Source organism: Janthinobacterium sp. 13 (assembly GCF_002749695.1).
GTDB lineage: Bacteria > Pseudomonadota > Gammaproteobacteria > Burkholderiales > Burkholderiaceae_D > Janthinobacterium > Janthinobacterium kumbetense.
The window spans coordinates 5,383,714-5,410,480 of the sequence record NZ_PEEQ01000001.1 but is presented as its reverse complement, the minus strand read 5'-3'; the positions used below and the strand labels follow the sequence as shown (position 1 = coordinate 5,410,480).

Below are 26,767 nucleotides of genomic sequence, written 5' to 3'. Positions count from 1 at the left end.
GAATGAGGTAAGTGATTGGTGAAATAAACCCAGTGGCAACGCCGATAGGCTCGGTGTCGGCAAATTCCCAGCGCCGCTTCGACAGCATCGCCTCGACTATCTCGGTACTGGTGAAGGAAATAAAAAAACCCGCCGAAGCGGGTTTGAGAGGGATTACTGCCTGGTCACACGGCCTTGACCATCACATAAGCCCGGCCGTCCGGCTCGATCGAGATCACGCGGCCGACTGCATGCAGGTACTGCTTCATGCTGAGATCGTCCTCGTGCACGGCGATGCCCTTGATGCCGGCGCCGTCCTGCACCGGCACGATGTAGTCGCCCGGCAGCGTGCCCAACACGTTCACCGGCACGCGGCCGGCGATGGCGATGCGGTCGACCTTCTGACGCTCGACTTCCAGCGCCGCGTCGAAGGTGGCCATGGCCTCGGCGTCCTGCTGCACGGCGATGTTGTAGGCGGCCAGTGCGGCGGTGTAGGTGGCCTGCTTTTGGGCCCACTCGTCGTCGGTGTCGCCTGGTTCGGTTACCACGTCCTCATATTCCGGTGGGTTGGTGCCGGGCACGGGCTGCTGCGTGATCACGTCTTCGCGGCGCAGCGGTTGGCTTGGTGCTGGCCCTGCCTGGGGCGATGGGCGCGACCCTACGTCGTTGGCCCAGGAATCACCACCGACGAACGAGGGCGCTGTCGATTTGATCGAGAACATGACGGCATCGGACCATTGGTCGGTGACTTTATTGTCGGCGGTGATGCCGACTATTTGACCAGGGGCGATGATGCCACAAATTGAGCTTTTGAAAATGTATTCGGCATAGTCATTGCCCATTGTATTGACAGTGCCCTTGTTATTACTACTACGCCCAGTAATAGTATTAGCCATTACGATCATCGCCGCACCAGATGTATTGCCCCAATCACCGGAACACTTTCTAAACCCAACCGAAGTATTGATAGTAAAAATATCAGAATTTTGAACACCACCAAGATCAATGACATGTGTACCGCCAGTATCAGCCGATCCTGCCTTAAGTAATGGAATGTATACTGCACCTGTCCCAAGTACCGATATTAGATCATTACTCCAGTAATTTGACTCCGTGTCATATGCCTTTAGAGCCATCCTGTAACTGGTTTTGTACAGGTTGTTTGGTGTTCCATTGTTATTACCAGCGGATGTAAACCAGCTGAAACAGCCAGGGTAAGTAGTTCCTGCTACTCCACCAACTCCAATTCGTAAGCTATCGCGAGCCTGTGCGGCCGCCATACCAACGCCACCCGGAGATAAGAACGATGTAGTAATCGACCCGTCACCTACCGCAATCTGCTCACTAACTTGCAGCCCCTTGCCGTTAGTTGCGCCCTTCCACCGTGGTGCAATGTAAACCGGGTTTCCTGGCTGTGTTGCTGAATCGAATACTATTGTTCCAATTGGCGTCGAGTTAGTCTCAACAGGTACTGCATACGTTGTTGTATTTATCCCAGTCAAATCGAATGAAATAGTTGAAAATACACCACCATCAAAAAAGGCATAAACATCATGTTTTCCATCGGCGCGTCGCACAACCATAATCCGAGATTGCCAAATTACCGGACCTTCAATATGCCAGTCCACGTAGAAACCGCCTCGCACGCCCATAAATATGGTAAATGGGGTTGAGGTAGACGCCGCCCAGAGATTATTGAATACGCCGCGAATAAGAAGATTCGCATATGCCCCTTCACCTTCTTCGTTAATTGTGGCGATAAGGAGCCAGCGAGTGGTCGCAGTTCCTTGCGATAAAAAGTTAAAGCCATACTTGGCAGTCGTTCCAGCACCGATAGGTGCGCCTGATCTGATAGGAATCGCAGGATCAAGCCATGCCGGATTCATATAGCCATTCGGCCCAGCGAGAGGCGACATGCCCACCTTTGGCGCATACGACGCCACCACGGCGCCCCGTCCAGCCAGTTCATTCAAGCGCTGGATCGTGTCTTTCTGGCCATAGTAAAAAAAATCGCTCATTACAACTCCTCAATTTCAATGTTGGTGGCATATGCCTGGAAAGATGGCGCGGTGATGGCGGCCAGGTTGGCCAGTCGCCCATACACCTGGTGCGCCTGCTCCAGCTCGACATCGTCGCTATCCGGATACAGGCTGACAAAAAGCGGGCGCGACAGGCCGTTGCCGCGCACGATGCGCCACAGCTCGGCGCGGTCCAGCGGCGTCATGTGATCAAGCGCCAGCGACAGCTTGCGGTACATCACGCCCCGCTCCACCTTCTGTTCGCCTGCGCCGTTGCGGTACTGGCTGCTGGTATCGATTGGCGTGATACCGGCGCCATACGACGCGTTCTGCTCGGGACTCCAGTAAGGGCCAGCCACCAGGCGCGCGGCCTCGATGTAGCCGGCTGGATTATCGGGGTCGGCCAGGTCGATCACCAGCTTCCTGATGCTGCGCATCTGGAACCAGCAGCGGGCGTACGTACCGCCGCCGTAACTGTAGGCATTCAAGCCCAGCGGCAATGCGCCCCAGTCCCACATGCCCAGCCGCGCATACTCGCACGCTGGCATGAGGCCCGTATCGAATGCAGGCGCAGTGTGGCCAGGCTCGATGTAGCCGCGTGCGCGGATGGTCGCCCCTGGAGTCAGGTTGCAAAACGGCAGGGCCACGCCGCCGACAATTTCCGGTGACGGCCACGTTGCCGTGATAGTCAGCGCAGCGCCGGTTGAGCGCACTACCAGAGACTTTCCCTCGCGCTGCAGATTGGCCGGCCCCAAGGTGCCGGCCTGGCTCGATGCCGTCAACACTGCACGGTCGGCGGCGTTGTCATAGATAATGCGCAAGTTGCTCATGCATCCCCCTGCGCTGGCCAAACGATGGCGTCAAGCGCGTCAAACGAGGTGGCGGCGGCGATCTGCCCCCGCAAGTGAAGGGCGATAGCGAACGCCTCGGCAACGTGTGCCCCCAGCGCGGCCCCGACGCCGATCATGCCGGCAGCATCGAGCGTCAAATGGGTGTTATCCGACAGGGTCCAGTCGATGCTGTATGGCTGGCCGGCAGCCTGCGCCATCAAAGCCAGTTGCGTGGCCCCCACGATACGGTCCTTGTCCGCTTGGTACAAGACGCCACCGCACATGAAATCTGCGGTTTCAGCCAAGCTGCGTGCCGCCTTGATGCGCTCCCAAGTGCGCACTTTGACGCCATCGAGCGTTCTTGCATCTATCCACATGTCTGCCACCGCATCGTATTCGTGATGCTCGCTGGGTTGGGGCGGTATCGTGTTTCCTGTGCGCTCGTTTGTGTGAGTGCCGTCACTGTTAACGATGATTGTTTCCATTAAAAGTTCCTTGCGATCACAGTCGCCTGACATTGTTTAAGATAAAGCTTCCTCATGTCCGCAGCTCTGAGCGATGCATTGGTAGCGGAAACGCCGAACTGGACCGTGCCACCGACTCCAATATTCAACGTAAGCCCGTAGCCAGTCGCAGCAGGAGCATCGCCTCCCTGCCGTTCCTCAACACCACTCATCCACATCCACTCCCCGTCATTGACGCGGTACCAGATGCTCAGCTGATCGTCGACCACCGCTGTACAAATGATCGAGAAAAACACCGGACCGGAGCGAATACGGCGCGCGGCAGGCCACCCTGGCGCGTTGTGCTTGAACAGTACTTCCGGCGTGCTAAATACAGCCGCGGAATTGAGCGACGAAGCCTCGATGTATACCCCGGATGCGGACGACTGCAGCGAGACAGATGGAAACTCCGGCTCGAAAAACGCGGTTGCTTTGTCTGTTGTGCCGACTGATACGCGCGCCGACGAGAGGTCGCCGGAAAAGGTTCCCTTCACCGACTTAAGTTCGCCTGAAAACTCGGCTTTTCCTTCATTGACGACCAGACCAGGCATTTCCACATACCCACTACTGGCGATCTGGACATAGCGACCGGTATGCAGGTTTCCAATCAAAAGCCCCTGCTCGCTTAGGTGAAAACCCATACCTCCATTGCTGGGCCAGGCGTAAGAATTGGTCGGATAGCCGGGCCCGCCGTGCAGCGTCGTGCCGTACAAATCGCCAGCAACCACACTCCCCAGGTTCGCCCTGATGGCGCCAAGCGTGTCGCCCACAATCGCCTTCGCCGCCACAGTCCCGTCGACCAGCAAGCTGCCGTTCAACACCGTGCCCAGCACCATCCAGGCGCCATCAACGTAGAACTTCGTCACCGCATGCGTCGCGTCGTACAAGGTGACCACGTCGCGGTTGATCGGTGCGCCATAGCCTGCACGCCCCAGCTCGTACACGGCCGACGCATCCGACCAGATGGAATAGCCAGGTGCCGTCACCGTCACCGTGCCGCGCTGGCCGGGGGCGCCATCGGCGGCCAGGCGCGCAGCAGCGGCCCATTCGCCGGGAGCGATGTCATCGGTCGCCACGCTTGAAACGGCCGTGGCGCCGGACATGAACAGATAGGCGCCGCCCGCCGACGGCACCTGGGTCGACCAGCCATTGTTCAGTCCCGCCAATTTGCCCGTGGCAAACGTAAACGTGCAGACGGCCGTGGGCAGCGGCGGCGCAATATTGGTCGCGCCACGCTGATAGATGGGCACGGAAATCACGTTCAAACCGTCGACGCCATCCTTGGCCAGTTGCACCGCCGCCGCCCACTCATTGGCGGCGATCTTGTCCGTCGTATTGCGCGAACTGGCGGCTGCCACGCGCACGTACAGCGGCGCCGTGCCGGCCGGGATATTCTTCGACCAGCCATTGGCCAGGTCGTTGCCGGCCGGCGTCGTGATGGCCGCCGTGGCAAAGGTAAAGATCACGTCGCCCGGCGTATCGGCTGGCGCAGCGGCGGCACGCTTGTAAGCGAAGGCCTGGCCCGTGTTCAATCCCGCCAGGCCCGTCTCGCCGGCGGCGCCGTCGAAGACCTTGCTGACCATGTAATTGGCGAGGTAATCGACGCCGAATTCACGGATACGTGCCTGCACCAGCGCCGTATCGGTGGTCATGTTGGCAAAATCGACCGTGGCCACGTTGCCGTTCACCTGCAAGGCTGTGCCGGCGGATACGGAAAACACGATATCGCCCACCACATTGACCGGCTTGGCGGTAATGGCAATCGAGCCGGGTGCTCCCTCGCCGGCGCTATTGACGCGAAAGACGGGCGTGCTGGCGGACATCAGGATCGCCTTGCCATCGGCAACGGTACTGAAACGCTCTGCCGTTGCCTGCAGCAGCCTGTCGCGCTCCCCCACTATGGCGCTCATACGAGCACCCCCACCGTCACTCTGCCCGTCAGCCAGAAGCGCGACAGCATCACCACCACGCCCGGTACGCCACCCTGCAAGCCAAAGCGTTCAGCGCGCAGTTGTACGGGCTGTCCCAGTTCCAGCATCATCATCTCGGGTTCTCCATCGAATTCATAAATGGTGCGCGACACCTTGTTCAAGGCCAGGCGCCGCTGCGCTTCCGCGCGGGCGTCGGCCCGAGTCTTGAGGCACGTATCGATCTGCACCGGGTCGTCGCTCAGGCGATAGCGTGCGCGCACCGCCTCTTCAACCACCGTCTCCGTCAGCCATTCCGTGGCGTACAAATCCGCATGCGCGGGCGGAATGCTGGTCGTCAGGGCTGCCTGCAGCGTGTAGTTGCGGTCGAAGCCGATCTTCACGGCCGCCGTCACGGGCACACGCTGCGCGGGACGCAGTGAGCGCTCGCGCATCTGTTCCGGACCGATTTCCATCGGCACGCCGGCGGCCGGCAGCGCGATCTGCACCAGGCGCAGCTGCCCGGTGCGCGACATGATCGCCTGGGCGCCCACGCTGGCCGCCAGTTGCTGGATGGCCTGCGCCTGGTTCGTGCGGTCCGCAACATACAGTCCCACCGGTTGCGGGTGGGCCGCATCGAAGGCGGCCAGGTTGTCCAGGTCCAGGTCGGCCAGGGTAAAACGGTCGGCCGCCTTGCCATAGGCGGTGGCGATGCGCTGCACCAGCGGGGCGATGCGCGGCGCGTAGCCGCCACCCTTGTCACCCTGCACGCTGGCCGTGATCGTCGTGGAAAACGGATCGGTGGTCAGGTTGAAGCGGCCCGCCTGGTCATTCAAGGCCACGGCGATCGGCTTGCCGTTGGTGCGCACCTCGAACGTCGATTCGACCGCGCCGAGAAAACCGTACTCCAGGGTGGCCGGATTGGTCAGCAAGGGCGCCACGTTGTGGCACTCGCCAAACGGTATCGGCAGGATGCTGTCCTTGTTCGACGTCGCCCCCCCCAGCTTGGCTTCGGAGATCGGCGTATTCAGGCGCTGCAGCTTGTCGCGCAGTACCAGGTTGATCGACTCGCGCCCCGCACTGGCCACGTCGGCGATGATGCCGTCGAAGACCAGCTGGAAATCGGCGCGCGGCCACGATGCATCGCCGGCCCAGGCCTTGATCGGCCGGTTCATCCAGACGTCATCCAGCCAGCCATCGAGAGTCCCGTCGGCGTTATCGAGTTCGATGTCGCCGCCCGACAGCCCCGCCTCGCCGGACAGGCTGACCTGTTCCGTGAAGGCCAGGCCGCCCTTGGCCAGCGGCTGGTACGCAGTATTTGCCGGCACCTCAACCGGCCCGGTGACGTAGGGCCGGGAGGAGATATACCGCGTCACCTCGCTGCCGTCCACATTCACCTGCGCCTCGATCAGCACCATGCGGATGGCCGACGAGCTTTGCAGCCATTCCTGAAATTGCGCATCGGTCATGCGTATTCTCCTTTCACTGCATTGGCCCAGGCGGATGCCCTCGACGATTTATCCACGCCATCGACCACCGTCCTGGCGGCGTTGGCGTTCGATTCAAAGGTGGCCTGGATGGTGGCGCCCGTCTGCGCCCGCTGGTCGGCGCGCAAGCCTTCCAATTCGGCTCGCATGGCCTGGTTGTCTTCGCGCAGGCCGCGGATTTCGGCGACCAGGACGTCGGAACCGACGTTCGCAGCCGACGAGTAGCGCACGGGGTCGAAGACGGCCGGCGCTTCCACCGCGGCTTCTCTTAAAGAGGCGGCGACAGACATGCCAGCAGCAGGCGAAAACCGCAGGCCGCCCGTGATATCGGTCTGCCCGCCTGCCCGCAACGCCGCACCCAGCGCAGCGACCGCTTGCTCGATACCGACCGCCGTCTTGTTCAGGTTAATCAACTGCCCCACCTGCGTATCGAGTGCCGTCAGCTGCTTTTGCGCGTCATTCAACTGCGTGCCCGTGATCGCCGCCAGCGCAGCCAGCTCGGCCTGGACCCTGGCCGCATCGGCCGCATAGCTCGCGCTTGCAGCGTTCACGACCTGGCTCGCCGTCAAATACGCGGTGGCCGTACCTGTCAGCGCCGACTGTGCCGCAGCATCGCCCGTCTTCGCCTTCGCCAGCGTCTCTTCATACTGACGCTGCGCCTCGGCCATCTTCTGCATCGGCGTCAGCGTCGACAGGCTGCCCAACAACAAAGAATCCTTGAACGAGCGGATGCCGTCGCCAAACGATTTCAGGCGATCGATGGTGGACTTGAGGGCCGAAGACTCCGTTTCATAGGCACTGGCAATGTCCTGCCGCGCCTGCAACTGGTCATACAAGGCCAGGTTGGTGGCATCGACGGCAGTACGCTCCTTGGCACGCAATTGCGCCGAAGTCATCGTCATCTGGTCGAGCTTTTCCTGGATGCCCTTGCGCTCGTCGGCAATGCCCTGCTCCGATTTGGTCAAGTCTTCCGTCGCCGCATGCGTCTTCGCAAACGCATCGGCCAATGCCATCAGGCCCGCATACTGGTCAGCCCCCGTCTTGGTGGCCAATGCGCCGGAATTGACCAGTTGCAATACCGTATCCTTGAACTGCGCGCGCGTGGTCACGCTCGCATAGCCAAGGGCCGCCATCTGTTCCGTCACGTGTTTTTGCACGGGCGCCAGGCGCTCGGCTTCGGTCAGGTAGTTTTCGGCAAAGAATGCAGACCGATTGCCCAGTGCTTCAACGCCACCGGCAGCCTTGACCAACTGTTCACGTGCCGCCAGGGAGGCCACGCCAACGGCGCCGAATGCCTGCTGCGAGGTGCTGCCCAGGGTAGCCAGCACGCCATCAACGACAGCGTAGTGGCCTGCCAGGCGCTGCAGCGCAGCGCTCGCCGACTCGCCCTTCATGCTCAGTTGCGACAGCGATGGCACCAGTTCCTTTGCCATGGCATCACCGACGCCCGTAAAGAAATCGGCAATCGCTTTCTGGTTCGCCGCGTCGTCCTTGGTCATGACGATATTGAGCGACTGCGTGCGCGTGGCCAGGCTATCCGTGTTGACGCCCAAGGTGCTGGCGAAGGCGCCCGTCACCGCCTTCATCTGCGCATACGTATCGCCTAGCGATGCCGCCAGCTCAGCATCGACTTCAGAGCGGTCCGTACCTTTCTTATTCTTGCGGAAAAGGCCGCCTTTCTGGGTCCAGTTCGAATAACTCTCGCCCGTAAAGCCATCGGCACCGAGGCTGCCGGAAATGCCGGCGCTGCTGACCTTTTTCTCGCCCATGCCGAACAGGCGGTTCGCCGCGCCGCCCAGCAGGCCGCCCACCAGCGCACCCACGGCAGTACCTACCACTGGGAAAACGCTGCCAACGACAGCCCCGATCGCCGTGCCAGCATTAACGATGCCATTACGGCCATATTCCCCTGAAATCATCTTGCCGCCATACACGCCGCCCATGACGCCGGCGGCAACGCTTGCCGCCGCGCCCGCACCGGTGGCGAATGCACCGTTGGCCCCGGCCGTGTATGGGGTACCTTGCAGCATGCTCATGCCACGCTGCACGCCATTGGCCACCGAAGTACCAATACCGGAAAGTCCGCTGGACAGCGAATCGTAGATGCCCTTCGCCGAACTCAGGAGCGACTGGATGCCGCCACCGTTGGCCAAACTGCCCTGCGCCTGCGCCGCGCCCGGATTCAGGAACGAGGCAAAGCCAGCTGCGATGGGCGACATGATCGGTTGCAGCACGAGGTTGTTGAACATGCTCTTCAACTTGTCCCTGAACATGGTCGCCAGGTTCTTGCCGCCTTCGAAGCCGTTCATGAAGGCGTCAGTCAGCGACTTTTCGATGTCCTTGGCGCTGGCGGCCCAGTCATCGGAAGCCTTCTTGGCCGCCGCGGCAGACGCCTCCTTGGCGGCCAATTCTTCCGTCGCCGTCATGCTGCGCTGCTTGGCATCGATCAAGGCATTCAAATACTCGATCTGCGCCGCATTTTCCTTGCCCACCGCCAGCGCGGCGCGCTGTTCCTTCAGCAGCGCCATTTCGTTTTGCGCGATGGCGGTCTTGCTCATGCCATACACCGCTACCAGCTTTTCGCCAGCCTCGGCTTCCTTGACGGCATCGGCGACGGCCTGTGTCCGTGTATCGGACAGCGCTTTCGCGTCTGCCAGCGCCTGCTCGGTCACAGCCTTGGCTTGCTTGCCCACCTCGATCTCATCGACGCGGGCCTGAAGCACCTTACGCGCAACCTCGAATCCCGCCTGCTCCGACGCAGTCAGTTTTTTCGTCTGACTCTCGCGGAGTTCCTTCAACTGAAAATCGAACTTTTGCGCCTCGTTCATCTCGGCATAACCGGCAGCTTCGCGCTTCAGGTCGCGGGCCTTGCCGTGCATCTCTTTCATCATGGATTCGAAAGGCGTGGGCGGAGCGGGAAGCGCCGGCATGCCTGTAGCGGACCCGTTCTTCGGTTTGCCGGGCGCTTCTTGCTGCTCAAGCTGCTTGAGCTTGCCGTGCACCATATCCAGTTCGCCCTGCAGCCTTGCCAGGTTGCTGTCCACCCCGGCCTTGTCCAGGGACTGATATTTTCCCGTGCGATTGCGCACGGCATCCATTTCCGTCGAAATCTCCAGCATGCGTTCGCCAGCCGGGGTATTCAGTCCTTTCTCCGACACGCCCAGCTTTGCCAGCTCATTGCGCTTTGCGAGCTGGACCATCTGCTTGTCGAGTTCAGCAACGATTTCCTTGGTGCTCTTGCGCATGGGTTCTACGGCTTTCTCCGCGTTGTCCTTCGACGAACTCCCCCACATATTCCAGGCAGTAACACCTAACCCTACGACAGTCACCAGCAAACCGATATAACCGCCCATGAATGCCAAGGCGCCCTTCAGCACTCCTGCAGCCACCGATGCGGCGCGCGTTGCGGTCGTTTGCGCCACCAATGCAGCGGCATGGGCTTCGGCGGCAACTGTGGCACGAGCCTGGGCTGGGATCAGACCATTGGTGGTCAGCGCCAGCGCCACGTCGGCCTGGCTGGCGCGTATCGTCGCTTGTAATTCAGCAACACGTGCGGTCGCCAGTGCGGAGGTGGCGGCGGTCGCCGTCACGTCGGCATTCGCCGCCGCCAGGGTGGATGCCAGCAAGGCCCGGTTGGCCGTGACCTTGCTATACGTAGCCACGACGACGCCGGCAGCCCAAGAGCCAAATTTCGCGGTGGTCAGCGTTTCGAGCACGCCAACGACCAGGGTCAGGTTATTCGACAGAAATTCGAGGCCGCTCGTCATCAGGCGCACGGCGCCGGTCGACTCCGCCTGTCTCGCCGTGAACTCCATCACGTTATTGCTCAGGACTGTAAAGCTGCCACCGATGGTTTCGAACTGCACAGCTTCCTTGCGCAACTCGCCCAGCGCGTTCGGCAGTGCAACGGCCATCACGTCGGCAGTGATCAATCCTGCGCCAGCAAGCCCGGCGAGCGCTTCTTTCGACACGCCCAGGCCGGCGGCCATGGCCGCCATGACTTCGGGGGCGGCCTGGCTGACATCGTTAAATTGCTGGCTGCTCAGGGCGCCATCGGCGAAGGCGTTGGACAGCCCCTTGAAGGCGGTAGCGGAATCGGCCGCCGAGGCGCCGCTGATCTTGACGCCAAGATTGAGCGCCTCGGTGATGCCGGCCACTTCGGCCTGGCTGATACCCAGTTTCTTGGTCGCATCGTTCATTTGGGCATACAGACCCGCCGTAGCGGCAAGGTCCGTCTGCCCCGAGGCGGCAATGCGCTTGACATTGTCGTACGCCTCGCCATATTCCTGTGTGGTGCTCGTCGACATGCGCAGTTGCGCTGTCAGTTTCGTATATTCATCAGACAGTTTGACGATCTGGCCGATATTGTTGGAAATACCCAGGTTGGAGAGTATCTCCGTGTATTTTTTCGTGACATCTTCGAGTTTGAAAGTCGACTTGGCAGCCCGCTCGCTGGCCTCGCGCATGCGTTCCAGGTCATCTGCCGCGATACGCACATTGAGCGTATCGATGCGTATCTGTAATGTTTCAATTTCAACGGTCATAATTTACCCATAAAAAAAGCCACCGCAAAGGTGACCATGCAATCGAGGCCACCTTCGCGACGGCTGTTGTGTTTTCCGTGTCACCTCTGCTGTAAAAATCAGGGCAAAACCAGGGCTAAAGCGAACTGTTTTGATGGGAGATATAGGCAGCGTCGAGCTGATCGACCAGCTCCTCTTCCCATGCCGTCAGACGGACACGATGCCGCAGTTGCCATGCCAGGATATCCAGGCTGCTCAAGGGATTGACCGCCATGCCGTTTTGCCGCTTGCGACTCATCTGCACGAAAAACTGCCACACATGTGCCAGTTCAAACGGCAGTTGCGCGCGAACGGGAGCCTGCGGCTCCCGGTAGAGTGGATGGCGCTTGGCGGCATCCAGGTGCTCGCCTTTCGCATTGCCATCGGCCGCCTTTGCCGAACGCTCGAACTGTTCGTCGGCAAAGAGCAGCAAGGCAGCGGCTAGACCGTCAAAAAATTGCCGTCCGCCTCAAGTGCAGCCAGCACTTTTTCCTGCCAGGACGGCATTTTTTCAAAAATCGCCTTCAGCAAAGCCGGGGAAGGCTGTACCGGGACGCCTTTGTCGACGAAACCCGGCATGCCCACCACCACCGCGATGGCGATCTTCATGTTGCGGTTTTCCGCCAGGTCATACAGTTCCGCCGCGCCTTCATCGGTCTTCGCATCGATCTGCTTGCTTTTTTGCACCGAGCGTTTGATCGCCACCACCGACGTTTCGCGAATCACGGCACGATACTGGTCAGAATTTTTGCTGACGATGTCAAAGCCCGCCTTGTGCGCGCCGTCTTCGTCAAACAACACCGACACCAGGTGAACCTGGTCCACAGCCTTGTTGCCATCATTCAACAGGGAGATATCGAAACCAGCCGAGGCGATCATTTGTGCGTTGTTCATATGTATTTTTCTTTCTTGATTGGGGTAAAAGTAAAAGGGCCGCCATCACGGCGGCCCCGGTGCAGGCGCTAGCCGCTTACAGTGCGCTGTCCTGGATGCTCAAGGTGGTCGCTTCGTGCTGCGCGTCGGCGCCCTTGTAGCGCAGGACGTCGAAGGCGCAGGTGACGATCTTGTTCTTCTCGCCGTCGTCGATCTTGGCCGAGGTGATCTTGATGCGGCCCATGGCCAACGCCAGCACGTCGGCGGTCGGCGCCGTGCCCGACGCCATGGCGTAGGCCAGCGGGATTTCCGTCTCGGACTTGAAGTAGTCGAGGTAGGTGGCGTCCTGCAGCAGCACCGTGAACTGGCCCGAACCCATCACCTTGCCGCGCGAGGCAGCCGTGGCGTATTTCGAGCCGATCACCGGATCGACCTTGACCTGGCCGTCGAGCGAGACGGACATGCCGGTGCAGATCTGCGACGGGATGCCGTTCACGGACAGCATCGCCGTGGCGCCCGAGAATTTACCGGTGCCCGGCGCGGCCAGCGGCGTGGGGAAGTACGGCACGGCCGTGGTCGGGCCTTCCGCCTTGCCCATCAGGGTGAAGTCCAGGCTGGTGATGCCATTCGGCTGCACGGCGATATCCATCTTGCTGACCAGCTGGTCGACGAAGCTGCGGTGCACGCCGATCTTCGGGTCCTGCACTTCGGCCGTGAACCAGTCGGTGGTGTGGCCCGTCAACGGGGTGAAACTGCGCTTGCCCACCGCCGCCACGCCGACGGAATCGCCGGCCGCCTTGACGATCATGGCCGAACCGTCCATGAACTGGCCATTCAGGTTGGTGGCCGTCACCGACGTGACGAAGAAATTCTTCGCATTGTTGGCGGCGGCCGGCGCCGTCATGCCCGTGATGCGCACCACGCTGCCGGCACGGAAACCTTCCGCCAGCCAGGAGCCGGCGCTGCGTGTCAGGCCGGTGGCGGCGGCGGCGATCGTGGTTTGCGCGGCAGCCACGCCGCCTGCCGTGAAGTCGCGGCGCAGCAGCGCAGCCATCAGCGGCGCATACGTGCCGCACGCCGCTTCGGCCTTGATGGCGCCCGTGGTGCGGAAGTTACCCAGGCGGGTATCGCCCTGCTGCTGGCTGGCGTCGATTTCGGCGCTTGCGTACTTGTCCGCTTCCGTGTCGAAAGTGGCCGTGACGCGGGGATAAATCTGGCCGCCGCCGGCGGCAGCCTTGCTGCCTTCGGCGCTTTGTTTGCTGATAACGATCAAGCTGTCGATGCCGTTTGCTGTCGATGCCATAAGTAATACCTTTCGTGGGATGAAAAAAAGACCGCATCTGCGGTCTTGAGGGGGAACTGCCGATAACCAGGAAAATAAAAAGCCCGCACGCGGTGAGGCGGCGGGCTGGCGTCCGGATGGCGCGGGGCCATGCCGGACGGAAGGTGGGCGAAGGGGCCATGAAGGCCGTTCGCTGCGCTGATTTCCCCTATCGGTGTCGCGCCGAAAGCGCGTCTATTACGAGTGGAGAAGCATGTGGTGTACTGCGGGTGTTAGCTGTGTTGCCGTTGCTGCGTGATCGAGACTCTATTGTAGGGGGTTTTTTTTCAGCGCCAGGCATATTGCAAAAAATTTTCAGTGGCCGAGGCGGCGCATGGCGCGGGCGCCGTGCGACTGGAAGATGGCTTCCAGTTCGCTGACCATATCCTTGATGCGTTCGAGCTCGAAGCCGCCGGAGCAGCTGATGGCCGCTTCGCCGGCGCCGTGGCACGCCTGGCAGACAACGGGTGCACCGGCCTGCATGGCAGCGACGACGCCAGTGCCGTGGCAGACCTTGCATTTGCTGTCGAGCCAATGCGCGAGCGACGCTTCGGCCACGCGGCGATACAAGGTGTTGGCCGCCTGCGCATCCCAGGCCGTCTGCGCTTTGACCCAGCGCCGCGCGCGGCCCTTCTGCGTCACGGCCGCCGTCCAGGCGCGCAGCAATTGGGCCAGGTTGCCCGCATTGCCTTCGAACAGGCGGCTGACGGTGCCGTCCGCGTACTTGACGCGGCATAGCAAGGCGCCCATGTCGCCGGCCAGCGCGGCGGCCGCGATCACGTCCAGGTCGTGGTGGACGGCATCGTCGCGCAGGTTCTGCGACGACAGCGATGCGATGAATTTTTCTGCAAATCCCATGATTTCTCCTCGTTGATTCTTGTTTCAGTTACCCGCCGGGCCAAACAGGGCCGCCACCAGCGGATCGCGGCGCGCCGCGCCGCGTACCCAGCTGGCCGTGCGGCGCACTTGCGGCGGCAGTTCGGCCCAGCCATCGACGTCGTCGTCCTGCTCCCCCAGCGCGTACAGGGCGGGCCGCTGGCGCCCCGGTTCCGTGCAATGGCGCTGCGCCAGGTGGATCTGTCCCAGGCCGCACATGTGGCGCAGATAGCGGCTCATGGTGCCCGCATCGAGTCCCAGCAAGGCGGACAATTGCGCCGCGCTGGCCTGGCCCTGCTCGCGGATGTACTGCGCGATGCGGGCGATATGCAGCTGCGACTTCTTGCTGCGCCCCTGTAACTGGCGCCCCTGCCGTGGCGCCGTCCTGCTTTCCACCAATTGACTGCTGTTCAACATCTGCCTGACCTCCCGTGGTGCTGCCCGCAGGCAAACGCTGTAGTGCGTTTGCGACAGGCAACGAGTGGACTTTATCAATCGCTAATGTTAAAGTCAAGCATTTGGTAATTTATCAAACGGTAAATTTCAGGTTTAATGTGGAGATGAATATGTATCAATACAGACGCGACCGCCTGCTGGCCCTGATCCGCGAGCACTACGACAACACACGCAAGAAAATTTCCGACGTCAGCGGCTGGAGCGAGGCGCGCATCTCGCAAATCCTCTCGCCCACCTACCGCGAGGGGCGCGCTTTCAGCGAAAAGATCGCGCGCAAGCTGGAAGCGGATCTGCAACTGGACGGCATGTATTTCGACCAGGGCGCGGCGCCCGATCAGGCGGCACTGACGGCACGCGCGCTGGCCGGCGTGCAGCCGGTGGTCGTGGAAGATGGCGAAGATGAACGCTTTTACCCGATCCGCAAGGTGAAACTGCGCCTGTCGGCCGGCATCACGGGCTTTGCCATCGAACCGGAAACGCACGACGGCAGCACCATCAGCGTGCCGCGCAGCTGGGTCGAGCGCAATGGCTACCACCCGGAAAAACTGGTGGCGATCAAGGTCAAGGGCGAGAGCATGGAGCCGGCCCTGTACGAGGACGACGTGGTGATCATCAATACGGCAGACAACCGGCCGGCCGATGGCATCGTGTTTGCCATCAATTATGAAGGCGAGCCGGTGGTCAAGCGCATGGCGCGCGATATCGGCGAATGGTGGCTGACGTCGGACAACCCGGACCAGCGCAAATACCACCGCAAGCTGTGCCGCGGCAATGAATGCCTGATCGTGGGCAGGGTCGTGCGCAAGGAAAGCGACCGGATTTGAAAGCGAAGTTTATCGTTTGATAAACTTCGCTCGCAACATGGTGCTTACGCCAGCGCCGCCTGGATCTGCTGCAGCGATGCCGGATCGTCCATCGACGTCAGGTCGCCCGGGCTGCGGCCTTCGCAGATGGCCTGGATCGAGCGACGCAGCAGCTTGCCCGAGCGCGTTTTCGGCAGTTGCGGCACGAACAGCACGCGCGCCGGCCGTGCCACGGCGCCCAGCTGGCGGTCGACGACGGCCATCACTTCGCGCTCCAGCAGCGCTTTCGCCTCGACGCTGTCGAAGCCCCGCGGGTCCTTCAGGATCACGAAAGCCATCGCCACCTGGCCTTTGAGCTTGTCTTCCACGCCGACCACCGCCACTTCCGACACGTTCGGATGGCTGGTGATGCTTTCCTCGATTTCGCGCGTGCCCAGGCGGTGGCCGGCCACGTTGATCACGTCATCGGTGCGTCCCAGGATGAAGTAATAGCCATCCGCATCGCGCACGCCCCAGTCGAACGTCGAATACACTTGCCGGCCGCTGAACGTGGACCAGTAGGTGTCGACGAAGCGCGCATCGTCGCCGTACACCGTTTGCATGCAGCCGGGCGGCAGCGGGCCTTCCAGCACCAGCACGCCCTTCTCGTTGGCGCCGCACTCCTCGCCCGTCGCCTCGTTGAACAGCTTGACCTGGTAACCGTACATGGCCAGGCCGGGGCTGCCCAGGCGCGTGGGCGTGTTGGCAACACCCTTGGCCACCGAGAGGATCGGCCAGCCCGTCTCCGTCTGCCAGTAATTGTCGATGATGTCCACTTTCAGTTCATCGGCGATCCATTGCGACGTGGTTTCATCGAGCGGCTCGCCCGCCAGGTACAGCGCCTTCAATGACGACAGGTCGTATTTGCGCATCAGTTCCACCGGGTGCTTGCGCAGCACGCGGATGGCCGTCGGCGCCGAGAACATGCGCGTGACCTTGTATTTTTCGACGATGCTCCACCAGATGCCCGCATCGGGACAGATAGGCAAGCCCTCGTACAGGATGGTGGCCATGCCGGCGATCAGCGGGCCATACACGATGTAGGAATGGCCCACCACCCAGCCGATATCCGAGGTGGCAAAGAAGGTTTCGCCGGGCTTGCCGCAAAATGTGTACTGCATCGACGACGCCAGCGCCACCGCATAGCCGCCCACGTCGCGCTGCACGCCCTTCGGCTTGCCCGTCGTGCCCGAGGTGTACAGCACGTACGACGGTTCGTTCGACTCGAGCCAGGTGACGGGCACCTGCGCATCCAGGTGCTGCTCGCGCAGGACAGCGTAATCGACGTCGCGGCCCGGCGTCAGTTCCATCGGCACCAGCTGGCGGTCGACCAGCAGCACCCGCTGCGGCTTGTGCGCGGCGATGCGGATGGCTTCGTCGAGCAGCGGCTTGTAGGCAATCGCCTTGCCGTTGCGCGAACCGGCATCGGCGGAAAACACCAGTTTTGGCCGCGCATCGTCGATGCGGCTGGCCAGGCTGTTGGCCGCAAAGCCGCCGAACACCACGGAATGCACGGCGCCGATGCGCGCGCACGCGAGCATGGCGAACGCCGCCTCGGCGATCATCGGCATGTAGATCAGGACGCGGTCTCCCTTGACCACGCCCAGCGACAGCAGGATGGCGGCGCAGCGCTCCACTTCGCGCTGCAGTTCGCGAAAGCTGTAGCTGCGCTCCGTATTCGTTTCGGTGGAAATGGCGATCAGGGCGGGTGCATCGCCCTGGCTATCGACCCAGCGGTCGACGGCGTTGTGGCACAAATTGGTGGTACCGCCAACGAACCACTTGGCGAACGGCGGCCGCGAATAATCGAGCACTTGCGAAAACGGGGCATGCCAGGCTATCTTGCCAGCTTCCTCGCGCCAGAAAGCGTCAGGCGTGTCGATCGAGCGTTGATAAAATGCTGCGAAATTCATGTCTCCTCCGGTGTGCGTGCAATCTGTCTCCGGCTTGGGCGAACTGGCCCGGCCTTGATATGTGGACTATCTGCTTGCGTACTGCTGACTATTAGTTATCTGTTGGTGCATCCTCCAAAGGTCTTGCGAACAGTTTTTGGGAGAAAAGGAACATCTCCGGCTGCGCTGCCACGCAGGCGCTGCGCTCGGCTGCGATCCTGTCGCGATTCGCCGCCAGCGTGGCACCGGTCAGGAGCATGCCGAACTGGCCGTCCACCGGCACCCCATCCTTTTGCGTCATCACACGCTGCATGACGATGTCGCCCAGTGCCCTCTTGAAGTGTCCTGCTTCCCAGTACCAGCGCGTACTGGCATGGCGTTGTTGTTGGGTAGGAATCGGCTCGCAGTTGTAAAGGCCAAAGCCGCTGAAATCGGTCACGCTGATGCGGGCCGATGGATATTGTTTCTTGACGGAGGCCACTTCCAGCACGACCTGCTGTTTCCACTCCTCGAACAGGGGCCACAGGCCAGCCCCTTCGAACAGGGTAAGCATCTGTGCGTGATACGGATAGATCACCAGCTTGATATCGGCTTGCGTGGCCGACATCGCCACCAAAAAGTCATGCATCGCCTGAAAATCGCCGTCAGCAAAATCGGCCTTCGACATTTTCACAAATCTGGCGGCACTTTTCTGCGCCCGATGCTTGAATACCTTGTAATACCCATCGCGGACCGCATGGGCGCCATAGTCGAGCGCGGGATTGAGGCCGCTCGGCGCGATAGTGAATGCCGCCCTGTCATGTTGGATGAACGGGGTCTTCACGGCGTCTTTCACCGAGGCCAGAGAAAACAAGGCATCGAAACGCCAGAATCCCGGAACATGGCCTGATGACGCCTCTGTGCGCACCGGAGGTGCGACAGCCGGCTTCAGGAAATCAATGAACTCAATTCCCACGATCACCGTCCCCGGCTTGATACCGGCCTGGGTCAGTTGGGCGAACTGGCTGATGGCCGTGGCCATCGCAGTGCCTGGTATCCCCATGTTATAGCCATCACCCTGCATTGCGCCAAATGCGGCGGCACGCGGATCGAAACCCATCTCGGCGCGCGAGTTACCCAGGATGATGAAGCTTGGCTGCAGACGCAGCGCGTGTGCGTGCTTGATCTGGCTCTGGTAGCGGCTCAGGCCAGGCTTGACGGCGTTAAAGTTTTCGCGCCTGACCGCGCCATACAGATTATAGGGGTCGACAATGTACACGAAGGCGCAGACCAGGCATGCGCAGGAAAGCAGCACCAGCACCAGGGTGGACAGATAGCGCCTATAGGACGGTCTTGTCATTTTCCTTCTCCACTAGAACTGAAAATACAAGAATTCGGCGGGCCGGTTCAGGGCCAGGATGCTCGCCAGTGCCAGTAGCGCGATGGCGGCAGCCCACGCCGGTGAAGCGCGCCAAGTCAGCAGCCTCGTCATGCCAGGGCCTGTTATTCCTGCAGGGTGGGCACGCTGGAAGTCCAGCGCAGGCCCACAGCGACGCATGATCTGCTGCGTATTCGGGAAAGCAAAGGCCAGCAGCGCCGCGATGGCGATCCACGTCCAGGTTTCGACGAACAGGCGTCCACCGCCCAGATAAAACGTCATCCCCGTCGCCTCCAGCAGGTGCTGCAGCGGCGGCACACGGCTGGCCAGCACGTCGGGTGCCGCGACGCCATGGGCGCCCGCCATGCCCTGCAGTATCTGCCACGACGTTGCCATGTCCGGCGCGCGGAAAAAGACCCAGGCAATGCAGACGGAGGCAAAAGTGACGAGGGTGGCCACGACTTTCCAGACGCGGCTATCGAGCGGCAGGCGCAAGCGCTGCGCCACCGCGCTCCAGGCCTTGTGGATGGCCAGGTAGGCGCCGTGCAAAAAGCCCCAGACGATGAAATTCCAGCCAGCGCCATGCCACAAGCCGCCCAGCACCATCGTGATCATCAGGTTCAGGTAGCGCCGCGCGGGCCCGCAGCGGTTGCCGCCCAGCGGGATATACAGGTAATCGCGCAGGAAGCGCGATAGCGTCATGTGCCAGCGGCGCCAGAATTGCGCGATATTGCGCGATTTATAGGGCGAGTCGAAATTCAGGGGAAGGCGCACGCCGAACAGGCGCGACAAGCCAATGGCCATGTCGGAATAGCCGGAAAAATCGAAGTACAGCTGGAAGGCATACGCCAATACCCCGCCCCAAGCGACCAGCAGCGAGGGCGCGGCCGGGTTGTCGAACAACGGCGCCGCATACGGGGCGATGCTGTCGGCGATCAGTACTTTCTTGGCCAGGCCGATGAAGAAAATCGTCGAGCCGATAGCGACGTTCCTGGCCGAGAGACGGAAAATGCGCTTGTCCGCAAACTGCGGCATCATCTCCTTGTGGTGCAATACGGGGCCGGCGATCAGATGGGGGAAATACGTGACAAACAGCAGATAGTGGACAAAGCGGTTTTCCTGCGCCTTGCCCTGATAGGTGTCGACCAGAAAAGCGATCTGGGTAAACGTGAAAAACGATATCCCGATCGGCAGCACCACGTGCAGGACGGGCATCGGTTGCGCCGTCAATTCCGCCAGGCTGGCGACAAAGAATCCCGCGTACTTGTAATAGGCGAGCAAGCCCAGATTGGCGCCGATGGCGGCGGTGACGAGCCATTTTCGGCCCGATGGCGGGCTGGCGCCGAGCAAGGCCGCACAACCGTAGTTGAAGAGGATAGAGCCCAGCAGCAGCGGCAGGTAGCGGTAATCCCAATAGCCGTAGAAGAACAGCGACGCTCCCGCCAGCCACACGGCGGCCCCCAGTTGGCTGCGTCTACCCAGGATGAAGAATCCCGCCACCGTGATGGGTAGAAAAGCAAAAAGGAAGACGTAGGAGTTAAATAACATCTGTTCACCGGTCAGGAAGCATGGGAGGCCGCCAACATCCGCGACACGCTAACGCGCATCGCGGCTGGCGCCCTGCCATTTTCCTTGCCGCTCAGTTTTTTTACCAGCAAAAGTATCTATCTATCGGCAGGTGCACGGTCAGGCCGAGTCCAGGTGCGTACTGCGCGGACTAGAATGCGTCGCCGGGAACGCGCACGGCCCCTTCCATCAGCACGCGCGCGCTGCGGCTCATGATGGCCTTGGTGACGTTCCACACGCCATCGACGAGCGCCGCTTCCGCCCCCACCATCAGGGTGCCGGACGGGTGGCCGAAGCGCACCGAGTTGCGGGGACCGCCACCGGCCGCCAGGTTGACCAGGGTGCCGGGAATGGCTGCCGCCGTGCCGATGGCGACAGCGGCCGTGCCCATCATGGCATGATGTAATTTACCCATCGACATGGCGCGCACCAGCAAGTCGATCTCGCCCGCTGCCACCTGCTTGCCGCTGGACGAGACATAGCCGGCAGGCCTGGCGACAAATGCCACTTTCGGCGTGTGCTGGCGTTTCGCCGCTTCATCGAGATGCGCGATGAGTCCCATGCGCAAGGCACCATGCGCGCGGATGGTTTCGAAGCGGGCCAGCGCCACCGGATCGCCATTGATGGCGTCCTGCAGTTCCGTGCCCATGTAGCCGATGGCGTCCGCATCGACAAAAATCGTCGGGATGCCGGCGTTGATCATCGTGACCTTTAAAACACCGATGCCGGGTACGTCCAGGTCGTCGACAAGGTTGCCGGTAGGAAACATAGCCGAGCTGGCCCCATCGCCGCCCTCCTCGTCTGCCGCCGGATCGAGGAATTCCAGTTTCACTTCGGCGGCCGGGAAAGTCACGCCATCGAGTTCGAAGTCGCCCGTTTCCTGCACTTCGCCATGCGTCATGGGCACGTGGGCAATGATGGTCTTGCCGATATTGGCTTGCCAGATGCGCACCGTGGCGATGCCGTTTGCAGGCACGCGCGCGGCGTCCACCAGGCCGCTGGCGATGGCGAACGAGCCGACGGCGGCCGACAGGTTGCCGCAATTGCCGCTCCAGTCGACGAAAGGCTTGTCGATGGAGACCTGGCCGAACAGGTAGTCGACGTCGTGGTCAAGCTTGGCGCTTTTTGCCAGGATCACCGTCTTGCTGGTGCTGGACGTGGCGCCGCCCATGCCGTCGATCTGCTTGCCGTAGGGGTCGGGGCTGCCGATCACGCGCAGCAGCAGCGCATCGCGCGCGGCGCCCGGCACTTGCGCACTGGCCGGCAAATCCTGCAGGCGGAAGAACACGCCCTTGCTGGTGCCGCCGCGCATGTAGGTGGCGGGGATTTTGATTTGGGGTACGTGGGTCATAGGGTTTCCTGGAAAGCCGGGCAGCGCGCGCCTGCGCGCCACCCGGTGAATGACGAACTGCTTACGCTGCCTTGGACGACTCGAGGAAATCCTGCGCGAAGCGCTGAAGAACGCCGCCCGCCTCGTAGATCGACACCTCTTCCGCCGTATCGAGACGGCAGGTGACGGGCACTTCGACCGTTTCGCCGTTCTTGCGGTGGATGACCAAGGTCAAGGTGGAACGCGGCGTGCGCTCGCCGACGACGTCATAGGTTTCGCTGCCGTCCAGGCCCAGGGTCTTGCGGTTCACGCCAGCCAAAAATTCCAGCGGCAACACGCCCATGCCCACCAGGTTGGTGCGGTGGATGCGTTCGAAACCTTCGGCCACGATGGCTTCCACGCCGGCCAGGCGCACGCCCTTGGCGGCCCAGTCGCGCGAGGAGCCCTGGCCATAGTCGGCACCGGCGATGATGATCAATGGCTGCTTGCGCTCCATATACACCTCGATGGCTTCCCACATGCGCGAGATTTTTCCTTCCGGCTCGATGCGCGTGAGCGAACCCGCTTTCACTTTGCCATCCTCGATGACCATCTCGTTCTTCAGGGTCGGGTTGGCAAACGTGGCGCGCTGCGCCGTCAGATGGTCGCCCCGGTGCGTGGCGTAAGAGTTGAAGTCTTCCTCGGGCAAGCCCATCTTCGCCAGGTATTCGCCGGCCGCGCTATCGAGCATGATGGCGTTCGACGGCGACAGGTGGTCGGTGGTGATGTTGTCGCCCAGGACGGCCAGCGGACGCATGCCTTTCAAGGGACGCGCGCCAGCCAGCGCGCCTTCCCAGTACGGCGGACGGCGGATGTATGTCGTCTGCGGACGCCAGTCGTACAGGGGGCTGACCTTGATGCCGTCATCCGCCTGCGCGGCGAACATCGGAATGTACACCTTGCGGAACTGCTCCGGCTTGACGCTGGAAGCGACGATGGCGTCGATTTCCTCGTCCGACGGCCAGATATCCTTGAGCAGAATCGGCTTGCCATCCGCATCATGGCCCAGCACATCCTTCTCGATATCGAAGCGGATGGTGCCGGCGATCGCGTAAGCTACCACCAGCGGCGGCGAGGCGAGGAACGCCTGTTTCGCGTACGGGTGGATGCGTCCGTCGAAGTTGCGGTTGCCCGACAAGACGGCCGTGGCGTACAGGTCGCGCGACACCACTTCATCCTGGATCACGGGGTCGAGCGCGCCCGACATGCCGTTGCACGAGGTGCAGGCAAACGCCACGACGCCAAAGCCCAAGTTTTCAAGCTCCGGCATCAGGCCCGCTTCCTGCAGATACAGTTCCACGGTTTTCGAGCCGGGAGCCAGCGACGATTTCACCCACGGCTTGCGGGTCAGGCCCAGGCGGTTCGCATTGCGCGCGATCAAACCGGCGGCGATCATGTTGCGCGGGTTGTTCGTGTTGGTGCAGCTGGTGATGGCCGCGATGATGACGGCGCCGTCCGGCATCTTGCCCGGTTCGTTTTCCACCATGCCGGAAATCCCGCGCGCGGCCAGCTCCGACGTCGGCACGCGGTTGTGCGGATTCGACGGACCGGCGATATTGCGCACGACGGACGACAGGTCGAAGCTCAAGACGCGCTCGTACTGCGCGTCCACCAGGCTGTCGGCCCACAGGCCCGTCTCTTTGGCGTACAGCTCCACCAGTTTCACCAGTTCGTCGTCGCGGCCCGTCAATTTCAGGTACTTGATGGTTTGCGCGTCGATGTAGAACATGGCGGCCGTGGCGCCGAACTCCGGCGCCATGTTGGAAATCGTGGCGCGGTCGCCCAGGGTCAGGTGCGCAGCGCCTTCGCCAAAGAATTCCAGGTAGGACGAGACGACCTTCTGCTTGCGCAAGAATTCCGTCAGCGCCAGCACGGTATCGGTGGCCGTGATGCCCGGCTGCGGTTTTCCCGTCAGCTTGACGCCGATGATGTCCGGCAGGCGCATCCACGAGGCGCGGCCCAGCATCACGCTTTCCGCTTCCAGGCCGCCCACGCCGATGGCGATCACGCCCAGCGCATCGACCATCGGCGTGTGCGAATCCGTGCCCACCAGCGTATCGGGATAGGCTACACCATTTTGCACCTGGATCACGGGCGACATGCGCTCAAGATTGATCTGGTGCAAGATGCCGTTGCCCGGCGGAATCACATCGACGTTCTTGAAGGCCTTCTTGGTCCAGTCGATGAAGTCGAAACGGTCTTCGTTGCGGCGGTCTTCGATGGCGCGGTTCTTGGCGAAGGCGTCGGGGTCGAAACCGCCGCATTCGACGGCCAGCGAGTGGTCCACCACCAGCTGCGTCGGCACGACGGGGTTGACGAGGGCCGGGTCGCCGCCCTGGGCCGCGATGGCGTCGCGCAGGCCGGCCAGGTCGACCAGGGCCGTCTGGCCCAGGATGTCATGGCAGACGACGCGCGCGGGGAACCATGGGAAGTCCAGGTCGCGGCGGCGTTCGATGAATTGGCTCAGCGAAGCGTTCAAGGTCGCCGGGTCGCAACGGCGCACGAGGTTTTCCGCCAGCACGCGCGAGGTGTAGGGCAAGGTGGCGTAGGCGCCTGGCTGGATCGCATCGACGGCGGCACGCGTGTCGAAGTAGTCTAGCTGGGTGCCCGGCAAGGGCTTGCGGTAAAGCGTATTCATGTTGGCGTTCATTATTTACGGTCCTTGATCGGGACGAATTCCAGGTCTTCCGGACCCACGTAGTTGGCGCTCGGGCGGATGATCTTGTTGTCGATACGCTGCTCGATGATGTGGGCAGCCCAGCCCGAGGTACGCGAGATGACGAACAGCGGCGTAAACATCGCCGTCGGCACGCCCATCATGTGGTACGACACGGCCGAGAACCAGTCCAGGTTCGGGAACATGCTCTTGATTTCCCACATGACCGATTCCAGGCGCTCGGCGATGTCGAACATTTTCGTGGAACCGGCTTCCTGCGACAGCGAACGGGCCACTTCCTTGATGACTTTATTGCGCGGGTCCGAAATCGTGTAGACGGGGTGGCCGAAGCCGATCACCACTTCCTTGTTGGCCACGCGTTCGCGGATGTCCGCTTCCGCTTCATCGGCGTTGTCGTAGCGTTTCTGGATATCCAGCGCCACTTCGTTCGCGCCGCCGTGTTTCGGACCGCGCAGCGCGCCGATGGCGCCCGTGATGGCGGAATGAATGTCCGAACCCGTGCCGGCAATGACCCGGCTGGTGAAGGTCGATGCATTGAATTCATGTTCCGCGTACAGGATCAGCGACGTGTGCATGGCTTTTTCCCACGACGCCGATGGTTTTTCGCCGTGCAGCAGGTGCAGGAAGTGGCCGCCGATCGAGTCGTCGTCCGTTTCCACTTCGATGCGCTTGCCGTTATGGCTGTAGTGGTACCAGTACAGCAGCATGGAGCCGAACGACGCCATCAGACGGTCGGCGATGTCGCGCGCGCCCGGGGCGTTATGGTCGTCCTTCTCCGGCAGGGTGCAGCCCAGCACGGACACGCCCGTGCGCATCACGTCCATCGGGTGGGCGGCGGCCGGCAGCGCTTCCAGCGCCAGTTTCACTGCCGACGGCAAGCCGCGCAGGGATTTCAACTTGGCCTTGTAGCCTTTCAGTTCAGCGGCTGTCGGCAGCTTGCCGTGCACCAGCAGGTAGGCGATTTCCTCGAACTCGCAGCTGTCGGCCACGTCCAGGATGTCATAGCCGCGATAGTGCAAATCGTTGCCGGTCTTGCCGACCGAGCACAGCGCCGTATTGCCGGCGGTGACGCCGGACAGGGCGACGGATTTTTTAGGCTTGAAAGTGGCGGCTTGCGGTGCGTTCATTGATTTCTCCAAAAATTGACTAGTCTCGGTTGCGTCACTGCGGGGCCGGCATGCGGCCCCTGCTTCTTTACTTTTCTTTACTTATTTCTTTTGCGCGGCGAACAGCGCATCGAGCTTTTGCTCGAAATCGTGATAATTGATCGATTCATACAGCTCCATGCGCGTCTGCATGGTGTCGACGACGTTCTTTTGCGTGCCGTCGCGGCGCAGCGCCTGATAGACGTTTTCCGCCGCCTTGTTCATGGCGCGGAAGGCCGACAGCGGATACAGGGCCAGGCCCACGTGGGCGCTGCGCAGTTCGTCCAAGGTGAACAGCGGCGTGGAGCCGAATTCCGTGATGTTGGCCAAAATCGGCACGTTGACGGCCTTGGCGAACGTGGCGTACATGTCCAGGTCCGTGATGGCTTCCGGGAAGATCATGTCGGCGCCCGCTTCGACGCAGGCGACGGCGCGTTCCAGCGCCGCTTCCAGGCCATCGACGGCCAGCGCATCGGTGCGCGCCATGATGACGAAGTTCGGGTCCGTACGCGCGTCGACGGCCGCCTTGATGCGGTCGACCATTTCTTCCTTGCTCACGATTTCCTTGCCCGGACGGTGACCGCAGCGCTTGGCGCCCACCTGGTCTTCGATGTGCAGGCCGGCCGCGCCGAACTTGATCATCGATTTCACCGTGCGCGCCACGTTGAAGGCGGACGAACCGAAGCCCGTGTCGGCGTCGACCAGCAGCGGCAGGTCGCACACGTCGGTGATGCGGCGGATGTCGGTCAGCACGTCGTCCAGGCTGGAAATGCCCAGGTCGGGCAAGCCCAGCGAGCCTGCCGCGACGCCGCCGCCGGACAGGTAGATGGCTTTATAGCCGGCGCGCTTGGCCAGCAAGGCGTGGTTGGCGTTGATGGCGCCGACGACTTGCAACGGGGATTCTTCCTGGACGGCCTTGCGGAATGCGGCACCTGCGGAGTATTGAGTCATGTGTTCACCTTATGGGTTTCGGATGGTCCCGAATGTTTCACGGAGTGGCTATGAACATCAGTATTGCAAATGCCGTGCCAGGCCGGCGCGGCGCGGCGAACAACACGTGACGGCAGAGTGAAAACAGGCGACAAGGGGCCAGCCAGCGCTGCTCCG

19 protein-coding genes are annotated in these 26,767 nt (G+C 61.8%); 1 reads left to right on the top strand and 18 read right to left on the bottom strand.

Features of this window, described 5'->3' with window-relative positions:
• Positions 1–164: 164 nt before the first annotated feature.
• The 11 genes from CLU94_RS28145 to CLU94_RS23810 all read right to left on the bottom strand — a co-directional run bounded on the left by CLU94_RS28145 (position 165) and on the right by CLU94_RS23810 (position 14,773).
• The gene (locus CLU94_RS28145) at positions 165–1,997 is read right to left on the bottom strand and encodes a hypothetical protein (protein ID WP_143451519.1); all 1,833 of its coding nucleotides are present in this window, start codon (positions 1,995–1,997) and stop codon (positions 165–167) included.
• Complete coding sequence (locus CLU94_RS23855) at positions 1,997–2,827, bottom strand: hypothetical protein (RefSeq protein ID WP_099667441.1); 831 nt, start codon at positions 2,825–2,827, stop codon at positions 1,997–1,999. The genes CLU94_RS28145 and CLU94_RS23855 overlap by 1 nt, the downstream gene beginning before the upstream one ends.
• Complete coding sequence (locus CLU94_RS23850) at positions 2,824–3,312, bottom strand: DUF4376 domain-containing protein (protein ID WP_180278750.1); 489 nt, start codon at positions 3,310–3,312, stop codon at positions 2,824–2,826. Before CLU94_RS23850 ends, CLU94_RS23855 begins: the two co-directional genes overlap by 4 nt.
• Positions 3,312–5,240, bottom strand: coding sequence for a hypothetical protein (locus tag CLU94_RS23845; protein ID WP_099667439.1), 1,929 nt, complete (start codon positions 5,238–5,240; stop codon positions 3,312–3,314). The genes CLU94_RS23850 and CLU94_RS23845 overlap by 1 nt, the downstream gene beginning before the upstream one ends.
• A complete protein-coding gene (locus CLU94_RS23840) occupies positions 5,237–6,706 on the bottom strand; it encodes a hypothetical protein (protein ID WP_099667438.1) in 1,470 nt (489 codons plus the stop codon). The genes CLU94_RS23845 and CLU94_RS23840 overlap by 4 nt, the downstream gene beginning before the upstream one ends.
• Entirely contained in the window at positions 6,703–11,268 is a 4,566-nt protein-coding gene (locus tag CLU94_RS23835; RefSeq protein WP_099667437.1) for a tape measure protein, read from the bottom strand. The genes CLU94_RS23840 and CLU94_RS23835 overlap by 4 nt, the downstream gene beginning before the upstream one ends.
• Positions 11,269–11,383: 115 nt before the next feature.
• Positions 11,384–11,719, bottom strand: coding sequence for a phage tail assembly chaperone (locus CLU94_RS23830; protein WP_099667436.1), 336 nt, complete (start codon positions 11,717–11,719; stop codon positions 11,384–11,386).
• A gap of 8 nt (positions 11,720–11,727) precedes the next feature.
• Positions 11,728–12,180 (bottom strand): hypothetical protein, encoded by a 453-nt coding sequence (locus tag CLU94_RS23825; protein ID WP_099667435.1) that lies wholly within the window; start codon positions 12,178–12,180, stop codon positions 11,728–11,730.
• A 76-nt stretch (positions 12,181–12,256) separates the two neighbouring features.
• Positions 12,257–13,462, bottom strand: coding sequence for a phage tail tube protein (locus CLU94_RS23820; protein ID WP_099667434.1), 1,206 nt, complete (start codon positions 13,460–13,462; stop codon positions 12,257–12,259).
• Positions 13,463–13,795: 333 nt separating this feature from the next.
• Positions 13,796–14,338, bottom strand: a complete 543-nt coding sequence (locus CLU94_RS23815; RefSeq protein WP_099667433.1) for a zinc finger-like domain-containing protein — start codon at positions 14,336–14,338, stop codon at positions 13,796–13,798.
• 24 nt (positions 14,339–14,362) lie between these two features.
• Positions 14,363–14,773, bottom strand: coding sequence for a hypothetical protein (locus CLU94_RS23810; RefSeq protein ID WP_099667432.1), 411 nt, complete (start codon positions 14,771–14,773; stop codon positions 14,363–14,365).
• Between the two features lie 149 nt (positions 14,774–14,922).
• Here CLU94_RS23810 and CLU94_RS23805 point away from each other — a divergent pair, with 149 nt between their 5' ends.
• Positions 14,923–15,636: a S24 family peptidase gene (locus CLU94_RS23805; protein WP_099667431.1), complete on the top strand. Its 714-nt coding sequence runs from the start codon at positions 14,923–14,925 to the stop codon at positions 15,634–15,636.
• A 44-nt stretch (positions 15,637–15,680) separates the two neighbouring features.
• Here the strand turns inward: CLU94_RS23805 and CLU94_RS23800 are convergent, their stop codons facing one another.
• From CLU94_RS23800 to prpB, 7 genes are all read right to left on the bottom strand, one after another.
• A complete protein-coding gene (locus CLU94_RS23800; RefSeq protein WP_099667430.1) occupies positions 15,681–17,567 on the bottom strand; it encodes a propionate--CoA ligase in 1,887 nt (628 codons plus the stop codon).
• A gap of 91 nt (positions 17,568–17,658) precedes the next feature.
• A complete protein-coding gene (locus CLU94_RS23795) occupies positions 17,659–18,885 on the bottom strand; it encodes a hypothetical protein (RefSeq protein ID WP_143451518.1) in 1,227 nt (408 codons plus the stop codon).
• A 12-nt stretch (positions 18,886–18,897) separates the two neighbouring features.
• A complete protein-coding gene (locus CLU94_RS23790; RefSeq protein WP_099667428.1) occupies positions 18,898–20,451 on the bottom strand; it encodes an MBOAT family O-acyltransferase in 1,554 nt (517 codons plus the stop codon).
• Between the two features lie 169 nt (positions 20,452–20,620).
• Positions 20,621–21,820, bottom strand: coding sequence for a 2-methylaconitate cis-trans isomerase PrpF (gene prpF, locus CLU94_RS23785; RefSeq protein ID WP_099667427.1), 1,200 nt, complete (start codon positions 21,818–21,820; stop codon positions 20,621–20,623).
• A 61-nt stretch (positions 21,821–21,881) separates the two neighbouring features.
• Positions 21,882–24,476 (bottom strand): Fe/S-dependent 2-methylisocitrate dehydratase AcnD, encoded by a 2,595-nt coding sequence (gene acnD, locus CLU94_RS23780; RefSeq protein ID WP_099668466.1) that lies wholly within the window; start codon positions 24,474–24,476, stop codon positions 21,882–21,884.
• Between the two features lie 11 nt (positions 24,477–24,487).
• A complete protein-coding gene (gene prpC / locus CLU94_RS23775; RefSeq protein WP_099667426.1) occupies positions 24,488–25,642 on the bottom strand; it encodes a bifunctional 2-methylcitrate synthase/citrate synthase in 1,155 nt (384 codons plus the stop codon).
• An 81-nt stretch (positions 25,643–25,723) separates the two neighbouring features.
• A complete protein-coding gene (prpB, locus tag CLU94_RS23770) occupies positions 25,724–26,611 on the bottom strand; it encodes a methylisocitrate lyase (RefSeq protein ID WP_034783951.1) in 888 nt (295 codons plus the stop codon).
• Positions 26,612–26,767 lie beyond the last annotated feature (156 nt).

Coding starts and splice junctions, on each gene's coding strand:
- acnD (WP_099668466.1), bottom strand. CDS start 24,476: ATGAATACGCTTTACCGCAAGCCCTTGCCGGGCACCCAGCTAGACTAC.
- CLU94_RS23835 (WP_099667437.1), bottom strand. CDS start 11,268: ATGACCGTTGAAATTGAAACATTACAGATACGCATCGATACGCTCAAT.
- CLU94_RS23840 (WP_099667438.1), bottom strand. CDS start 6,706: ATGACCGATGCGCAATTTCAGGAATGGCTGCAAAGCTCGTCGGCCATC.
- CLU94_RS23850 (WP_180278750.1), bottom strand. CDS start 3,312: ATGGAAACAATCATCGTTAACAGTGACGGCACTCACACAAACGAGCGC.
- CLU94_RS23790 (WP_099667428.1), bottom strand. CDS start 20,451: ATGTTATTTAACTCCTACGTCTTCCTTTTTGCTTTTCTACCCATCACG.
- CLU94_RS23795 (WP_143451518.1), bottom strand. CDS start 18,885: ATGACAAGACCGTCCTATAGGCGCTATCTGTCCACCCTGGTGCTGGTG.
- CLU94_RS23825 (WP_099667435.1), bottom strand. CDS start 12,180: ATGAACAACGCACAAATGATCGCCTCGGCTGGTTTCGATATCTCCCTG.
- prpC (WP_099667426.1), bottom strand. CDS start 25,642: ATGAACGCACCGCAAGCCGCCACTTTCAAGCCTAAAAAATCCGTCGCC.
- CLU94_RS23800 (WP_099667430.1), bottom strand. CDS start 17,567: ATGAATTTCGCAGCATTTTATCAACGCTCGATCGACACGCCTGACGCT.
- prpF (WP_099667427.1), bottom strand. CDS start 21,820: ATGACCCACGTACCCCAAATCAAAATCCCCGCCACCTACATGCGCGGC.
- prpB (WP_034783951.1), bottom strand. CDS start 26,611: ATGACTCAATACTCCGCAGGTGCCGCATTCCGCAAGGCCGTCCAGGAA.
- CLU94_RS23810 (WP_099667432.1), bottom strand. CDS start 14,773: ATGTTGAACAGCAGTCAATTGGTGGAAAGCAGGACGGCGCCACGGCAG.
- CLU94_RS23855 (WP_099667441.1), bottom strand. CDS start 2,827: ATGAGCAACTTGCGCATTATCTATGACAACGCCGCCGACCGTGCAGTG.
- CLU94_RS23845 (WP_099667439.1), bottom strand. CDS start 5,240: ATGAGCGCCATAGTGGGGGAGCGCGACAGGCTGCTGCAGGCAACGGCA.
- CLU94_RS28145 (WP_143451519.1), bottom strand. CDS start 1,997: ATGAGCGATTTTTTTTACTATGGCCAGAAAGACACGATCCAGCGCTTG.
- CLU94_RS23805 (WP_099667431.1), top strand. CDS start 14,923: ATGTATCAATACAGACGCGACCGCCTGCTGGCCCTGATCCGCGAGCAC.
- CLU94_RS23815 (WP_099667433.1), bottom strand. CDS start 14,338: ATGGGATTTGCAGAAAAATTCATCGCATCGCTGTCGTCGCAGAACCTG.
- CLU94_RS23820 (WP_099667434.1), bottom strand. CDS start 13,462: ATGGCATCGACAGCAAACGGCATCGACAGCTTGATCGTTATCAGCAAA.